The organism is Paraprevotella xylaniphila YIT 11841 (assembly GCF_900683745.1).
GTDB classification, from domain to species: domain Bacteria; phylum Bacteroidota; class Bacteroidia; order Bacteroidales; family Bacteroidaceae; genus Paraprevotella; species Paraprevotella xylaniphila.
The window spans coordinates 3,216,909-3,232,385 of sequence record NZ_LR215980.1 but is presented as its reverse complement, the minus strand read 5'-3'; the positions used below and the strand labels follow the sequence as shown (position 1 = coordinate 3,232,385).

Annotated in this window: 14 protein-coding genes; 5 read left to right on the top strand and 9 right to left on the bottom strand. The window is 50.1% G+C overall.

Features of this window, described 5'->3' with window-relative positions; translation table 11 throughout:
* Positions 1-10 precede the first annotated feature (10 nt).
* Complete coding sequence (locus E0E47_RS13465) at positions 11-1,351, top strand: RagB/SusD family nutrient uptake outer membrane protein (protein ID WP_130893966.1); 1,341 nt, start codon at positions 11-13, stop codon at positions 1,349-1,351.
* A 56-nt stretch (positions 1,352-1,407) separates the two neighbouring features.
* Positions 1,408-3,099: a T9SS type A sorting domain-containing protein gene (locus E0E47_RS13460; protein ID WP_130893965.1), complete on the top strand. Its 1,692-nt coding sequence runs from the start codon at positions 1,408-1,410 to the stop codon at positions 3,097-3,099.
* A gap of 1,088 nt (positions 3,100-4,187) precedes the next feature.
* Here the strand turns inward: E0E47_RS13460 and E0E47_RS13450 are convergent.
* Together E0E47_RS13450 and E0E47_RS13445 are read right to left on the bottom strand one after the other, a co-directional pair.
* Positions 4,188-5,036: an urea transporter gene (locus E0E47_RS13450; protein ID WP_130893964.1), complete on the bottom strand. Its 849-nt coding sequence runs from the start codon at positions 5,034-5,036 to the stop codon at positions 4,188-4,190.
* 95 nt (positions 5,037-5,131) lie between these two features.
* Entirely contained in the window at positions 5,132-5,296 is a 165-nt protein-coding gene (locus E0E47_RS13445; RefSeq protein WP_008628372.1) for a 4Fe-4S binding protein, read from the bottom strand.
* A 182-nt stretch (positions 5,297-5,478) separates the two neighbouring features.
* Between E0E47_RS13445 and porT the strand changes: the two genes are divergently transcribed.
* Positions 5,479-6,183, top strand: a complete 705-nt coding sequence (gene porT, locus E0E47_RS13440) for a type IX secretion/gliding motility protein PorT/SprT (protein ID WP_130893963.1) — start codon at positions 5,479-5,481, stop codon at positions 6,181-6,183.
* 3 nt (positions 6,184-6,186) lie between these two features.
* Here porT and E0E47_RS13435 read toward each other — a convergent pair whose 3' ends face one another.
* On the bottom strand, positions 6,187-7,062 hold the full coding sequence (locus E0E47_RS13435) for a bifunctional metallophosphatase/5'-nucleotidase (protein WP_130893962.1): 876 nt from the start codon (positions 7,060-7,062) through the stop codon (positions 6,187-6,189).
* On the bottom strand, positions 7,059-7,814 hold the full coding sequence (locus tag E0E47_RS13430) for a 5'-nucleotidase C-terminal domain-containing protein (protein ID WP_232038447.1): 756 nt from the start codon (positions 7,812-7,814) through the stop codon (positions 7,059-7,061). Before E0E47_RS13430 ends, E0E47_RS13435 begins: the two co-directional genes overlap by 4 nt.
* Before the next feature lie 200 nt (positions 7,815-8,014).
* Between E0E47_RS13430 and rplS the strand changes: the two genes are divergently transcribed.
* Positions 8,015-8,380, top strand: a complete 366-nt coding sequence (gene rplS, locus E0E47_RS13425) for a 50S ribosomal protein L19 (protein WP_008628369.1) — start codon at positions 8,015-8,017, stop codon at positions 8,378-8,380.
* Positions 8,381-8,475: 95 nt separating this feature from the next.
* Here rplS and E0E47_RS13420 read toward each other — a convergent pair whose 3' ends face one another.
* The 4 genes from E0E47_RS13420 to E0E47_RS13405 are packed head-to-tail and all read right to left on the bottom strand — an operon-like array spanning position 8,476 to position 12,938.
* Positions 8,476-9,309: a CvfB family protein gene (locus tag E0E47_RS13420; protein ID WP_130893960.1), complete on the bottom strand. Its 834-nt coding sequence runs from the start codon at positions 9,307-9,309 to the stop codon at positions 8,476-8,478.
* Entirely contained in the window at positions 9,306-9,977 is a 672-nt protein-coding gene (locus E0E47_RS13415; protein ID WP_130893959.1) for an ABC transporter ATP-binding protein, read from the bottom strand. The genes E0E47_RS13420 and E0E47_RS13415 overlap by 4 nt, the downstream gene beginning before the upstream one ends.
* Positions 9,978-9,984: 7 nt before the next feature.
* Complete coding sequence (locus E0E47_RS13410) at positions 9,985-10,701, bottom strand: tRNA threonylcarbamoyladenosine dehydratase (RefSeq protein WP_130893958.1); 717 nt, start codon at positions 10,699-10,701, stop codon at positions 9,985-9,987.
* A complete protein-coding gene (locus tag E0E47_RS13405) occupies positions 10,698-12,938 on the bottom strand; it encodes a cation:proton antiporter (protein ID WP_130894390.1) in 2,241 nt (746 codons plus the stop codon). The genes E0E47_RS13410 and E0E47_RS13405 overlap by 4 nt, the downstream gene beginning before the upstream one ends.
* A gap of 24 nt (positions 12,939-12,962) precedes the next feature.
* Between E0E47_RS13405 and E0E47_RS13400 the strand changes: the two genes are divergently transcribed.
* Positions 12,963-13,973, top strand: coding sequence for an aspartate-semialdehyde dehydrogenase (locus tag E0E47_RS13400; RefSeq protein ID WP_130893957.1), 1,011 nt, complete (start codon positions 12,963-12,965; stop codon positions 13,971-13,973).
* 93 nt (positions 13,974-14,066) lie between these two features.
* On the opposite strand, the gene E0E47_RS13395 is transcribed toward E0E47_RS13400, so the two are convergent.
* The gene (locus E0E47_RS13395) at positions 14,067-15,464 is read right to left on the bottom strand and encodes a family 43 glycosylhydrolase (protein WP_130893956.1); all 1,398 of its coding nucleotides are present in this window, start codon (positions 15,462-15,464) and stop codon (positions 14,067-14,069) included.
* Positions 15,465-15,477 lie beyond the last annotated feature (13 nt).

The following is a 15,477-nucleotide window of genomic DNA, read 5'->3' as shown; positions in this document are numbered from 1 at the left end:
AGAATGAACAATGAAGAATAAATGTTTTAACATAGTGTGGCTCATAGCCATCTTACTTTCATTCACAGCTTGTAACGACTTCCTTGACATCCAACCCGTCGGCAAGGTCATGCCCAAAACCGGGCAAGAGTTTCGCGACTTGCTCACCGAAGCCTATTCAGCCATCCCCTCAGACCGCGGTATGGCCACATTCCGAAGCGATGAGTTAACCTTGGAAGGCGAACAAAACCAAGAATCACTAAACTCCTATCTGGATATTTGGTGTTGGAATGATGTCGCCCCCGACCAAACCACACTTTCGTTCGGTTGGCAAAGATACTATTACGTAAACTATATTGCCAATTCCGTCATAGAAAACAAAGACAATATCACTGAAGCTACACAAGCCGAACGCAACCAACTGGCCGGAGAAGCCTATATGTTACGCGCCTACATGCACTTCATCTTGGTTAACCTCTACGCAGCCCCTTACACACATTGCAATCCGGCTGCCACCAAAGGCATCCCGTTGAAACTGAACAGCGATGTCCGCGAAGTGCTGTCGCGCAATACCGTGGCAGAGGTCTATGCCTCCATCTTGTCTGACATAAACGAGGCCGAAAAACTGCTCAACGTAGAGAATTGGCCGGAAGGCGAGACCTACCGGTTCAACACGCTTTCGGCCAACGCTTTCCGCGCCCGAGTGTACTTGTACATGGGAGACTGGGCTAACGCCTATGACTATGCGACAGATGTCGTGAACAGGCATGGTGAATTGGAAGACCTCACCACATCCTCCACATTGCCCAACCACTACCAGTCTGTGGAAGCCATCCTTTCCATGGAACGCCTTTTCATTGCCTCGTCCCTCGGAGTGGGATACGTGAATCCGGAATTGATGTCCCTTTACCGTAGCGGTGACATGCGCCGAAGCAAATTCTACCGGCAGATTTCCGCCAGTGCGACAGAAGTCCTCAAAGCCGGAACCAATGAGTTCCGCTGCACATTCCGCTCTGCCGAGTTCTACCTGACCGCCGCAGAAGCCGCCTTGGAACTGAACGACATGGACAATGCCCGCCATTACCTGACGGAACTGATGAAGAAACGTTACCTTGCAGCCATCTACCCCACATACGAGGCGGAAGTCCTGGCCATGACGCAAGATGAGTTGCGGGAAGAAATCTACAACGAACGTTTCCGCGAACTGGCTTTCGAAGGCCATCGTTGGTTTGACCTGCGTCGTACCACTCGCCAGGAACTGACCAAGACCTATAAGGGAGAAACTTACGTATTGCAAAAGGATGACTCACGCTATACGTTACGTATCCCCTCCGAAGCCATTGCAGCCAATCCGGGACTGGAGGAAGAGTAACCTCCTCCCGGACCCAATATGACAATACTTAATATTCATTTTTTAAATTATCCATTATGAAAAGAACATTACTTATCGCAGCTTGTAGCCTGTTCTTGACGGGCACGCAAGCATTTGCAGCCGACCAACAGAAGTGGTCCAAGTCGGTAGAAAATACCGTGTCGAAATGGGAAGAACTCAACCTCCAAGCCCCCACGGCTGTGGACAATGCAGGCAACACCTACGCCACGGGAGCATTCACGCAACCGATTGTCATCGGAAGCACCGTTCTTGACCCGATTGCCAACAGTGCCTATCTGGCCAAATACGATGCCAACGGCAACGCTCTTTGGGCTGTCGGTCTGCGCGGTGCAGCCACCATTACGGCCATCACCACCGATGAGCAGAACAACGTCTACGTGGCCGGGACTTTGGCCGATGCCGTGGAAGTGGGAAGCACGGATGGCAAAGCGCAAACCGTCAACGGCAAGGCCGGAGAAGTGGAAAACCAAGTGTCCAGTTTCATTGCGGCATACAGTGCCGAAGGTGCGTTGAAAGCTACAAAAGTCATTTGGCCGGAAGCCAATGCAGAAATAGCTTCCAGTGGGCTTTACTTTCCCCAAGAAGGATTTCCATATATAAAAATCAACCACATAGAAGCAAACAACGGAAAGTTGTACGCTTCAGCCATGTATACTGGCGACGTAACTATAGACAATGTACAATGGAAAGGCATATACATGAATATATTTGATTTCATGTATGATGACCTCATCAGTGCCGGTATTTTCTCATTGGATGCATCTGCACTAGACAATGCAGAATCCGTAGCGCAAGTCGGTGTTAAAACCCAATTGGGAGGTGATCAAATGGGAGTAGAAAGTATCAACTTCACGACAGAAAGCAATTCCGTATATTTGTGTTTTGCGGCCCAAGGCACACTGACATTCACTTATCCGAATGGAAGCGAAGACATTACTTTGGCGTTCGATAACACGAATGGAATGGTGGAACATGCTTTCATCACGGCTGCCATCCAAGATGGCAAGGCCACAACAAAAATATTCCATGCAGACTCCCATAGTAATGGAGCGTCTTATAACAACATCGGTAAAATGCAAATAGCAGACAATACCCTCTACATTGGCGGAACGTTCCATCAAATGATGCCTTTCGACAACAAGCTCACCCATGTAGGAGGATGCGACTTGTTTGCCACGGCATTGGACAAGAATTCATTAGAAGTACAATGGACTGCTCAAAGTAGCCTTGATGAAGGCAATGGCGACACCCAACACTTCAACGAGAACTTCACAAGCATGGCAGTAAACAACGGGGAGGTTTCTTTATATGGTTATGTCATTCAAGACCAAAACAGCGAGAAAACCATTACCCAATCATTGGCTTATACCTGCTCAAACGGTACGGCCACAAACAATGATGTCCCCCTGTTGGTAACCGGGGCCGCCACGAACGGCACAACCAAGGCCCTTCTCTCTGCCAACATCACAGACTTCTCCACAACCCTTGCCGCATACACTGTTAGCGGAGGCGACGGTATCAACGGTGTGAAGACTTTGTCTGCCCAACGTGTAGGCAATACGTTCTACTTCGCAGAACCAAACGACATTGCTGTCTACGACCTGCAAGGCCGCATGTTGAAACAAGCGAACCATGCGACTTCCGTCAGCATCGACGACCTGAACCAAGGCATTTACATCCTTTCAAGCGGAAAGAACACACTGAAAGTCCAAAAAACAAGTTTCTAAAAACAGATACTTTTCACACAAGCAAAACCCATCATTCCCGGCACATTCCGGAATGGTGGGTTTCTTTTTACAAAGCCGCACAAGTAAAATCAAGACCGAACCATTTACGGCTAAACACCTTATCTTTTTGAAGCGTCTTTCCGCAATTCACCTATTCCCCAAATAATGCCTACCAACATCAATATTCCAAAAGCTGAAATAAAATAAATCAATCCCATAACTAATTTGTTTTTTTATTAGACAACACGAATAAGATACAACCAAAAACGACAGCCAACAAAACAAAAACAAATCCGATGGTAAAAAGCCACGCCGTATTGATTTCAAGTTGCATTATAGCTGCAAGAATAAATCACTCTCCATCCTTTCATAAAAGCAAAGATATACGTTTTCCCCAAACCCATCAACAAAACAAAGGAATTTGTCTCCCAAAGTTTTCCCAACCGTTTTTTAGTTCGCATTCCGACAAACTGTCAAAACGACAGTTCCACCCTCACGAGAATGCTTCATTCCGAGCCAGGACGAGACGACGATAAAAAGAAACGATTCTCGTGCACCGGACGAAAGCCTTTCTGTCAGTCATTCCACGCCTCCCGCTAACCTTTCGCACACCGGAAAGGCAAGCCGTACGCAGGCCGAAGAGACATGGGAAAGCCAAAGTCGGCATTTGCCTGTTATCGTGTCATCCGGATTTTGACAACAACCGTCTTCCATTTAGAGAAAAAAGGTCCATAAACGTCGTTTTTCGTCCCCCTTTCAGTCGGCTTTTCCACCGGAAAACGGACTTTCCTGCCCAAACATGAGGAGAAAAAAATGTTTTTCTGCGCCGAACGAAAAATCATTCTCATGCGATTGATTCTTAAAATCCATCAACAAAACCCGTAAACAAGGGCACAATGTGAAAATATGTGTTTAAACGACAAGCAAAACCCGTATACATTGCCTTTTTCAAAGGTCTTTTTCCATCCACAAAAACGGCTGTGACCTTACCCCCTGCCTCCCCAATAAGCATTTTAGCGTCAAAAAGACAAAACAAGCCTCTGCCAATAGGACAGGCAACGGTAAGATTCAGCGCATTAAAAAAACACCTATTTCCTGCACAAGGCACGCCGCATCCCTGAAACAATCCAAACGGACACGACGAACGGGGCCGTCAGCGTAGTCATTCCCAAACTCATCCCCCAAACCTGCAAAAGGACTGAGAGCGTGACGGACAATGTAGCCCACGCTGCCCCTGCCCAGGAACGGTCGCCCAAAGCAATGGCGCAAAGCACAGCGTTATATCCCAACAGACCTGCATTGAAAGCTGCATAATCGGAACCGACCATCCAGACCATGCCCAAAGGCAACAAGGCACCCCACACCGTATACAAGGCATGGACGCGGGAATTGAGCAATATGCCGGCCAAAAAGAAAAGTCCGGAAAGCACCGTGCCGCCTTGGAACATCACCTGACCGATATTCAGGCTAAAGGCCCGGAACCAGTCGGCTGCCGTTTCTTCCGGCATCACAGAAGATGACAACAATGAGGGGAACCACCCACGGCAAAGGGCCTGCAACAACCATACGGCAAGGATGAAAGGAGCCGTGAAACCGGGCAGAAGTTTCTGATAAGCGAACACGCGGGCTATCCATGTGGAGAGCATGGAACCCGCCACCAACAAAAGGAGGGAAGCCACCCCCGGCTCCATAAACACGCCGACGGCAATGCCCACCAACGTACCGTTGAAACCATACAAACCATCCTCTATATCTTCTTTTGAATATCCGGAAAAGAATGCCGTCACCGTACCGACAAAATTCCCCAAGAGGGCCAAAAGAGCCAATAGCCACGAGTTGCAAGCTATTCCCACTAACATCAACAAACCCGAAACCGCATTGTTCTGGAACATGACCTGCCCCAACCCTCTGCCTACAATCAAAAATCCCTCTTGCATACCTCTTGTCCTTATAAACGGAAAACCTTCTCCCCCTTTCGGAAGAGAAGGCCTTTCTTGTCTAACTTTTTAAAGATTATGTAATCTCCCCTGTCTTAGAGAGAAATTGCACCCGAAGGACAAACATCAGCGCAAGTACCGCACTCCGTGCAAGCGTCAGCGTTGATTACATATTTTTCACCTTCAGAAATTGCGCCTACCGGACACTCGTCGATGCAAGTACCGCAAGCTACACAATCATCACCAATTACGTAAGCCATATTGATTAGAATTTAAATTATTAATGCCTTGTTTTATTCAAACGATACCGCAAAGTTAGTATTTAAATAGAATCCCCCAAAATATTTTCTCACTATTTTTAGTGATTTTCATCCGAAAAGCCACGGCCAAATGCAATAAGCTGCGTATCTTTGCGTTGTTTTCTAATAAATATCAATGATTCATGAAAAGAATTCTGGCCGTCCTCCTTTGCCTATTGTCCGCGTATGGCATGATGGCACAGGAGCGTAAACTCCAGCATCGTCCGTACATCGACCAAAGGAGATTCCACTATGGGTTCCTCTTCGGCGTACACATGCAGGACCTGGAACTGAAAAACAACGGCTATGTAGACCCGGAAACCGGCGAGCAATGGTATGCCGATGTGGACAACTACAGTCCGGGATTCAGTGTGGGCGTATTAGGTGAAATGCGCCTGAACACCTATTTGTCCCTGCGCCTCGTCCCTACCCTGCATTTCGGACAGAAGCACGTGTCTTTCCATGAACAAAAAACGGGGCAGGACAGTACGCAAAACATCAAATCGACTTATATTTCCGTCCCGTTGGACTTGAAGTTCGCCGCCCCACGCTATAACAACTTCCGCCCTTATTTCATTGCAGGCGTGAACCCGATGGTAGACCTGACTACCAAGAAACAAAAAGCCCTGCTCATGAAACCTTTCGACTGTTATATCGAAGTGGGCATGGGCTGCGACATCTACCTGCCGTTTTTCAAGCTCATCCCCGAACTGAAGTTCTGTTTCGGCTTGGCAGACATCTTACAAAAAAACCGCAACGATTTGATAGACAATTCGCTGCGGAAATTCACCAATTCTTTGGACGGGGCATCGTCGAAAATGATTGTACTGACGCTCTATTTCGAATAAGGGTCAGTCTTCTGTCGGCGACATCTCCAACAGCAGCATGCCGACATAACGCCCGTGCTTGCCCATCTGGTTGCAATACACATCCTTCCCTTCGGCATTTTTCAACACCTCGGGATGCTCGAAATAAGTATGCGAATGGCCGCCCAGCACAATGTCGATATGGCGCGTGGCCGGCACCAGTTCCGTGTCGTCCAGGCCGTCGATATCCCACCCTAAATGGGAAAGGCACACCACAAGGTCGCAGTGCTCCTTGTTTTTCAGTTCGTCGGCCACCCGGTTGGCAGCCGTAACCGGGTCCTCATACGTCACCCCCTTGTAATTCTCTGAAGCAACCATTCCCTCCAACTGCGTGCCCAATCCGAACACTCCGACCTTCACTCCCTTACGTTCCAATATGACATACGGGCGTACCAATCCCTCCAACACCGTGCCTTCGACATGATAATTCGCACAAACGATAGGGAAATCAGCCTCGCGGAATATGCGCGCCATGTTGTCCAACCCGAAATCAAACTCATGATTCCCGATGGTGGCCGCATCATAACGCATTTCGTTCATCAACTTTACTTCCACATCCCCTTTATACAAATTGTAATAAGCAGAACCTTGTGAAAAGTCACCGCTGTCAAAAAGCAGCAAGTCCGGGTCTTCTGCACGCAAATCGCGCACCAGTGCCGCACGGCGCACAAAACCGCCTTTATCCGCCAATGCCGTATCGGACGAATTAGGGTTGACCGGCATCACACAACTGTGCGTGTCATTAGTGTGCACGATACGTAATTCCACTTCACCGCCTTGCGCCGCAAACACGGTGCTTGCCAATCCGCACAAGACCGACCACATCATAATCCTTACCTTTTTCATTGTCCGGTTTCTCATTGTTTGACGATTCTACCCTCCATACGGGCCGTGATTTTATGCCCCTGCGCAGCCGTCCGGCGAATAGACTCCATAATCAAATCGCGTACAGCTATATCCGTGACATTCTTCGACAAATTATCTTTCAGGGCATACATCTTGTCATTACCCTCGGCCAGATAGTCCAACGTGGAAATCACATATATACCATTGGGGTCAATCGGTTTTCCCCCGACCTCGGCACTCAACAAGCGTCCGTCTGCGGTAATGACCAGACGCGCACCGCTGATCCCCTCGCCCCCTACGGCAGCTATCTGTTCCATCAGCTCCGTCAGTTTACGCCCGTCCAAAGAGAGGATGCACAGGTGATTCTCGAACGGGGCTATTTCCAACACATCTCCATACGTCACCTTGCCCTTAGGCATCGTGCTCCGCAGCCCGCCGATATTGCATAGGCCGATATCGGCCATCTTCCCCACCCGGAGAGAACCCTCACGCAACACGTCGGCCACAAAATTCGACAAAAGGCTCTCGGGACGGTCTGCCCGCATAGCCACTTCGCTTTCTCCCAACACCGGCGACATCATGCTGTCTACGGCATGACGATAAGGAGCCACCACGCGCAAAGCCCCGCTATCGGGATTGGCGTCCAGACGACGGGTCACCTCATAACGCCCGGCTTTCACGTCTCCCAATTCGTAACGTTGGGCAAACGTTGCCACAGACCACCCGCAACATACGTATAAAAACAAAATTCTGAATGTTCTCATCATATTTGGTTTGTATTCCACGGCCAAATTTACGAAAAAAAAGTCCATGCCCTGTCAATCAGGCTGAAAAAACACATAAGCCTTTGGTTATTCCATAAAATAGCCGTACCTTTGCACCGCTTTCCGTACAATCGCTGGCAGGATGCAGAGTTCCCTGTTATGTTGTATTGGGACGACAAACAATTTAATGATTAAAACAAACAATGGCAGATTTAATTAAAATTGCAGAAGAAGCGTTTGCTACCGGTAAGGAACATCCCCAATTCAAAGCAGGCGACACCGTTACCGTGGCATATAAAATCGTCGAAGGTAACAAAGAGCGTATCCAGCAGTACCGTGGTGTGGTCATCAAGATTTCAGGCCACCAGAACAAAAAACGTTTCACGGTTCGCAAAATGTCCGGAACGGTGGGAGTAGAACGTATATTCCCGATTGACAGCCCGAACATTGACAGCATCGTAGTGAACAAGATTGGTAAAGTTCGCCGCGCCAAATTGTATTACCTGCGCAAACTTACCGGCAAAAAGGCCCGTATCGCAGAAAAGCGCACAATCGGCGGCGACAAATAAGCCTCATACGTTTCAAAACCACACAGCGTCGGAAAGCATATCCCATGAAGGGAACTTTCCGACGCTGATTTTTTATGCCCTATCTTTCCGGAAGGTCAGACCAGACGCAAGCCCTCGTCCGTGATTTCGATAAGCCTTTTCTTATAAAGGTCGCCCACGGCTTTCTTGAAAACTTTCTTGCTGACACCGAACATCGCGTAAATTTCTTCTGCCGGACTCTTATCACACAAAGAGGTACGGCCGGCATTATGCTGCAAGTGTTCCAAAAGCACTTGCGAAAAATCGTCCACCGCTTCCCTGCCCTGTTTCTGCAAGGTGACATCCAGTTTACCGTCCGGACGGACTTGCTTTATATAAGCCTGCATACGGTCTCCCGTATGTAAAGGCCGGAACAAGTCATTGTCGTAAACCAAGCCGGAAAAACGGTTGTCCACAATGACCTTGAAACCCAAATCCGTTTTTTGCCAGACTAAAACCTGCACCTCATCGCCTTCGCTGTAAGGAGGCATCTCGTCCGACAAATAATGTTCCACTTTGGCCGAAGCCATCAGGCGGTAGCTTTCCTCGTCGATATGCAGATGCACGATATAACTCCGCCCCTTCTGCATCTTGAGCTTCTGCTCACGGAATGGCACGAACAAATCTTTCATCAGCCCCCAATCGAGGAACGCCCCGTAATTGTTTACCCACGCGACCTGCAAATAAGCAAAATCTCCGACTTGGGCCAAAGGCGTCTGCGTGGTAGCGACCAAACGTTCTTCACTATCCAAGTACAAGAAAACATCCAACTCGTCTCCCACGCTGCAACCTTCCGGCACATAACGTGCCGGAAGAAGAATCTCTCCTGCATCGCCTCCATCCAAATACATGCCGAAATCCACGGCCTTAACCACCCTGAGGCGGTTCATCTTTCCTAATTCTATGTTCATAGGGATATATTTTTATCATCGGTTATCAAACCGTCTTTCATGTGAATGGTACGGTCTGTCAAACGTGCCAACCCGTCATCGTGGGTCACAATGACGAACGTTTGCCCGAACCGTTCCCGTAAATCGAAGAACAGCTGATGTAGCTCTCCCTTGTTTTTCGTATCCAGACTCCCCGAAGGTTCGTCGGCAAAGACTACGGAAGGATGGTTGACCAAAGCGCGTGCCACAGCCACCCGCTGCTTTTCTCCTCCCGAAAGCTCGTTAGGCTTGTGGGAAGCCCTGCCGGACAGTCCCATGAAGTCCAACAGTTCTTGTGCCCTCGCCTTGGCTTCGCTTGTGGAAGCACGCCCGATGTATGCCGGAATCATCACGTTCTCGAGTGCAGTGAACTCGGGTAACAACTGATGGAACTGAAACACGAACCCGATGCGCCGGTTACGGAAATTCGCCATTTCCTTGCGGTCCAAGCTTTCCATGGCAACCCCGTCGAGCCGGACACTTCCGCTGTCCGGCTTATCCAACGTCCCCATAATCTGCAACAACGTGGTCTTTCCGGCCCCACTCGGCCCCACGATGCTCACCACCTCGCCCTTACTGATATCGAGGTCGATTCCTTTGAGCACTTCAAGCGAACCGAAACTTTTCCTTATACTCCTGACTTCTATCATAATCCTTCTATAACCTGCTTATCACGTATTGTGCCAAGTAACAGCCGAACACGGCCGGCATATAACTCACCGTGCCCGTCGTGGTCTTCTTGTTCCGTTCTCCCTCTACCTGGACCAAAGCGGCCGGGTCTGCCTGCTGGGCGCAAAACACCACCGGTAACGGACGACGCATGCCGTCTCTTTTCAGCCGGGTCCGCACGGCTTTGCTCAACCCGCAATGAAACGTCTCCCACAAGTCGGCAAAACGGATTTGGGTAATATCCGTTTTCGCCCCGGCCCCCATGCTGCTCACGATCCTGACGCGTCTTTTCATCGCCTCTTCTATCAAAGCACATTTCGGTGCTATCGTGTCGATGGCATCAACGATAAAGTCAAACTTCGCGCTGTCCAGTAAAGCACCGACCGACTGCTCTTCCAGAAATTCATCCCGCACGGTCAAGCCGAGTTCCGGATTGATATCCTTAAAGCGCTGCTCCAACACGCGGACTTTTTCCTCCCCGACCGTCGAATGCAGGGCACACAACTGGCGGTTGATATTGCTTGGTTGCACCCGGTCGGCATCCAACAACGTCAACCGGCCGACTCCGGCACGTACCAACATCTCGGCGGCATACGCTCCTACGCCCCCCGTACCGACCACCAAGACATGTGCCCGGCGGAAACGTTCCATCTTGCCTGGTCCCATCAGAAGCGACGTACGCTCTAACCAATCCGGTGTTGTCATTGGCCATCCTCCTTTCCGTTGCTACGCGACAACCAATTCTTATACCACTCCTTGGCCGCCTCGTAACGCAAATCGGTTGTCAACGGCTCGTTCACGCTCACATCCTTCGTCGCAGCCTCGGCATACACGTCCGGGAAAATCAACATTAACCCCGTATTCATATAGTACTTTTTGATTTGGCGGGGAATGTGGTCGAATGACGGACGGAAAGAAATAGACCCTCTACGCGCCAACACGACCACCAACATGTGGTCTTCTCTGACCTCCCGCGAAATACGTTTCAACTCATTTCCGCCATCGGTCTGGACATATTCCGCACGGATAGACGCGTGGTAAGTTCCCAGATAACGTTGTAAAATCCGAATCGTATCGGGATGGGCGTGGTAAATAATCCTACAGCCCAGTCCTACAGCCAAACGGGCCACGCGCTCTACCCAATGATAAAAACCGGCCTCAAACTGGGCCTTGGCCGGTACGGCAACATGAATGCGGCGAATCGTATTGACCGGCACCGTACAGCGTATCATCGTAATCTGACGGTTCAGGCGGTTCAACAAACTGATCAGCACCGGCCCGAAAAACGACTCGGAAGGAGAATTCTGCATGTGTAATCCTACCACTAATTCGGAGTAATCGTTCTCCTTCATGCAATGGATAATACCATTTGACAAATTAGTAGCCAGACGCACTTTGGTCTGCATCTGCACGTTGGCAGCCGAAGCGATGGCAGATGCAGCCTCCAACAGTTTCATCCCCTGTTCACGTGCCTTGTCATCATTGTCCAACACCACATTGACAGCACTCATCGGAGCCTCCGACTTGTCCTTCCGCATCAACAAAGCCATGTTGACCAAATAATCCACCGTGTCGGGATAGGCCAAGGCAATCAAAGCCGACTCTTCGTCCAACGGACGCGGTTCACTGATATTACCATCCTGTAAAGCCAACCTTCGTGCCGCCACATCCGTAATCAACGAACTGACCACACATGTCACTAATATCAATAATATCGTACCGTTCAGCACATCTTCATTCAACAGCCTCCCGCCGGAAGGCAAAATGATATTATAGCCCACCAATACCGCAGCAAGCGTAGCCGCCGCCTGGGCGTTACTCAGACCGAACATCAGTTCCCGCTCCAATACCGACATCTTAAAGACCTTCTGAGTCACCCACGAAGCGATCCATTTTCCGGCCAACGCCATGGTTATCATCACACCGGCTACTTTCAATGCCTCACCTGACCCGAACAACACACGCAGGTCGATAATCATGCCGACCCCGATAAGGAAATAAGGAATAAACAAAGCATTGCCCACAAATTCCAAATGGTGCATCAGCGGTGCGCTATGCGGAATAAGCCGGTTTAATACCAGTCCGGCCAAAAAGGCCCCTAATATCCCTTCCATCCCAATGAGTTCCATCAAGCCGGCACTCAAAAAGACCATGGCCAACACAAAGATGAACTGAATGACCGGATCGTTGTACCGACGGAAAAACCACCGGGCAATACGGGGAAAAGAATATACGATGAAGAGGGAAAGCAAGATGACTTTCAACAAAAGTACAACGCCGAACCAACCTCCGTGCACCTCCTCACGGAACATGCCCGAGATGAAAGCCAATACCAACAAGGTCAGCGTATCGGTCACAATAGTTCCCCCCACCGCAATACTCACACTGCGGTTACGCGACACCCCGTATCGAATCACGATAGGATAGGCTATCAAGGTGTGCGAGGCATACATACTGGCCAACAGAACGGAAGTCACCAGGCTGTATTTCAGGAGGAACACATTGCTGACGACACCCATCGTCAGGGGAAAAACAAATGCCGCCAACCCCAACGTCAACGCCTGCCAACGAATCCGTTTCATGTGCTGCATATCCATCTCCAAACTGGCCAAAAACATGATGTAATACAAGCCCACGTTCCCGAACAGTTCAAAACTGCTGTCCTTGTCCAACACATGCAAACCGTATGGCCCAATCAACACACCGGCCAAAATCATGCCGACAATGTGGGGTATCTTCAGTTTACCCAATAAGATAGGTGCAAACAGAATGATGCTCAACACTAAAAAGAATATCCACGTGGGATCCGTGACGGGAAAATATGTAGACAAGTCGGGCATCTGCATGAGTATCTGTATTAATTTAAGATGCAAAGTAACGAAAAAGTTTCCATTTTGTATGTCCAATCGTAATAAATTATCTATTTTTGCAACCGGAATCATCACAACTTTTAAAAATTATATGAAATGAAAGTAGCTATTGTAGGTGCGAGCGGCGCGGTGGGTCAGGAATTCCTGCGTGTGCTCGAAGAGAGAAACTTCCCATTGGACGAACTCGTTTTATTTGGTTCAACACGCAGTGCAGGTTCCAAATACAAATTCCGTGGCAAAGAAATCGAAGTGAAGCTTCTTCAGCACAACGATGATTTTAAAGACATCGACATCGCTTTCACCTCGGCCGGTGCCGGCACATCCAAAGAATTTGCCGAAGACATCACCCGTTACGGTGCAGTCATGATAGATAATTCAAGTGCATTCCGCATGGACAAGGACGTGCCTCTCGTCGTGCCCGAATGTAACGCAGCAGATGCCTTGGAGCGTCCGTGCGGCATCATCGCCAACCCGAACTGTACGACCATCATGATGGTCACGGCCCTGCAACCTATCGAAAACCTGAGCCATATCAAACGCATCCACGTGGCTAGCTATCAGGCTGCCAGCGGAGCGGGTGCCGCTGCCATGGCCGAACTGGAACAGCAGTACCGTGAAGTACTGGAAGGCAAACCCGTCACCGTGAAGAAGTTTGCCTATCAGTTGGCTTATAACGTTATCCCCCAAATTGACGTATTCCAAGACAACGGGTATACCAAAGAGGAAATGAAGATGTTCAACGAGACACAGAAGATCATGCACAGCGACGTGCAATGTTCGGCCATGTGTGTGCGCGTACCGGCCCTGCGTTCCCATTCGGAAGCCATCTGGTTGGAAACGGAACGTCCGCTCACGGTAGAGGAAGTGCGTGAAGCCATCACCCACGGCGAAGGCGTGCAACTGATGGACGACCCGTCCACACAGACTTACCCCATGCCGCTCTTCCTGGCCGGAAAAGACGATGTATACGTAGGCCGTATCCGTAAGGACCTGGCCAACGAAAACGGCATGACGCTTTGGCTCGTAGGCGACCAAATCAAGAAAGGTGCCGCACTGAATGCAGTGCAGATTGCCGAATACCTGATTAAAGTGGGAAATGTGAAGTAACAACGACAATCTCATACAAAAAGCGGATAAGATTGATAAAGAATGAATCTTATCCGCTTTATTTTATGATACAACAATATCTTGTACTTAACCTTATTCTTCAAAGATGCAGGCTTGCCTGATGCCGATGCGGCATCCCTTGCTGCCGTAAATCCTCTTCGACTTGTCGGTCCACACGGGACTGATGCCGGTCACTTCCACGCAAAGCGTGTACTTGCCCCGGGGTTTGCAGGGCGTAATGATGCGGATGGCCGTTTCGGGGTATTTGCTGTAATAATCCACGAGCGAGGAATATACCGTATCTCGTTGGGAATCTAACACGCTGACACGGGCATATCCGCCCAACGGGCCGGCTTCCCCGATGAGTGCCGCGTGGGTGCCCTCGAAGCCCATCTCCATTTTGCCGCCCGGGGTGTCCGACACGAGCGCGCCGTCCTCCCTTCTCCAATGTGCGGGGCACCTGATTTTCCCGGAGGGAAGCATCTTGCCCCCTTTCAGGGCATCCGTGGGGCGGAGCGTGCGCATGTCCCATGCCTGCCAGTATTCAGGCATGGATAGTTTTGTGCCTTCCGCCTGCAGGGGCATCCACACGTATGTGGCGGCAGAAGCCTGGCGGGGATACGACCAACGGTCGCCCATGAACAGCGGAATGGTGTCGTTGCCGCGCCGAAGGGGGAAAACGAAAGTGGTCTGCGAGTTGTAGGTGAGCCTGCCTTCCGGGCAGAACAGGCCGCGTCGCGTCCACGGGCCTTCTATCCGTGGGGCGGTGAAGTAGAAATTGTCGTTCTTCTCCCAACTGGTCAGGTTAGAATAGAGCAAGTAATATATGCCCTCCTTTTTGAACATGGCAGGGGATTCTCCGGCACCCTTGACGTGGGCCACTTCGGTTTCCACGGAACGGTAATCGTCGCTCAGACGGTAGACGGGGCCGTGGTGGATGAGCAGGTAGCCCCTGCCGTCGCTGTCCTGGAACGTGCCCATGTCCCAACGCTTGACGGGTTTCCCTTGGTAAAGCAACGGGCCTTGCAACTGGTAGTCCCCGTCGATGGTCTTGCATGTGGCATAACCGATATACGGGTCTTTGTATCCCATGTCGTCGGCGTGCATGAACATGACGTACTCCCCGGTCTTGGGGCATTTCATGACCTTGACACGCTCGCCCACGCGGTTGGGGCCGAGGATGCCGTCCGGTTGCACCCGCAAGACCACGTTCTCGAATTTCCAGTTGACCAGGTCATCGGAAGAGTAGCAGGAAAAGCCCGGGAAGGCATTGCTCTTGTCCGACTTCCATTCGCCGAACAGGTAATAACGCCCGTCCTCTTCCACGATGCAGGCACCATGGGCGTTGACGATGCCGCCCCGGTCGTCGAACCACGGGATGCCGTTGACTATCACCGCCTGTTTTTCTGAATTTAAACAAAAATCCTTGCCTAAGACGAAAACAGGAGAGCAAAAAAGAACTATGAACGATAAAAATATCCTATATTGCATTCCAAGTAAAATT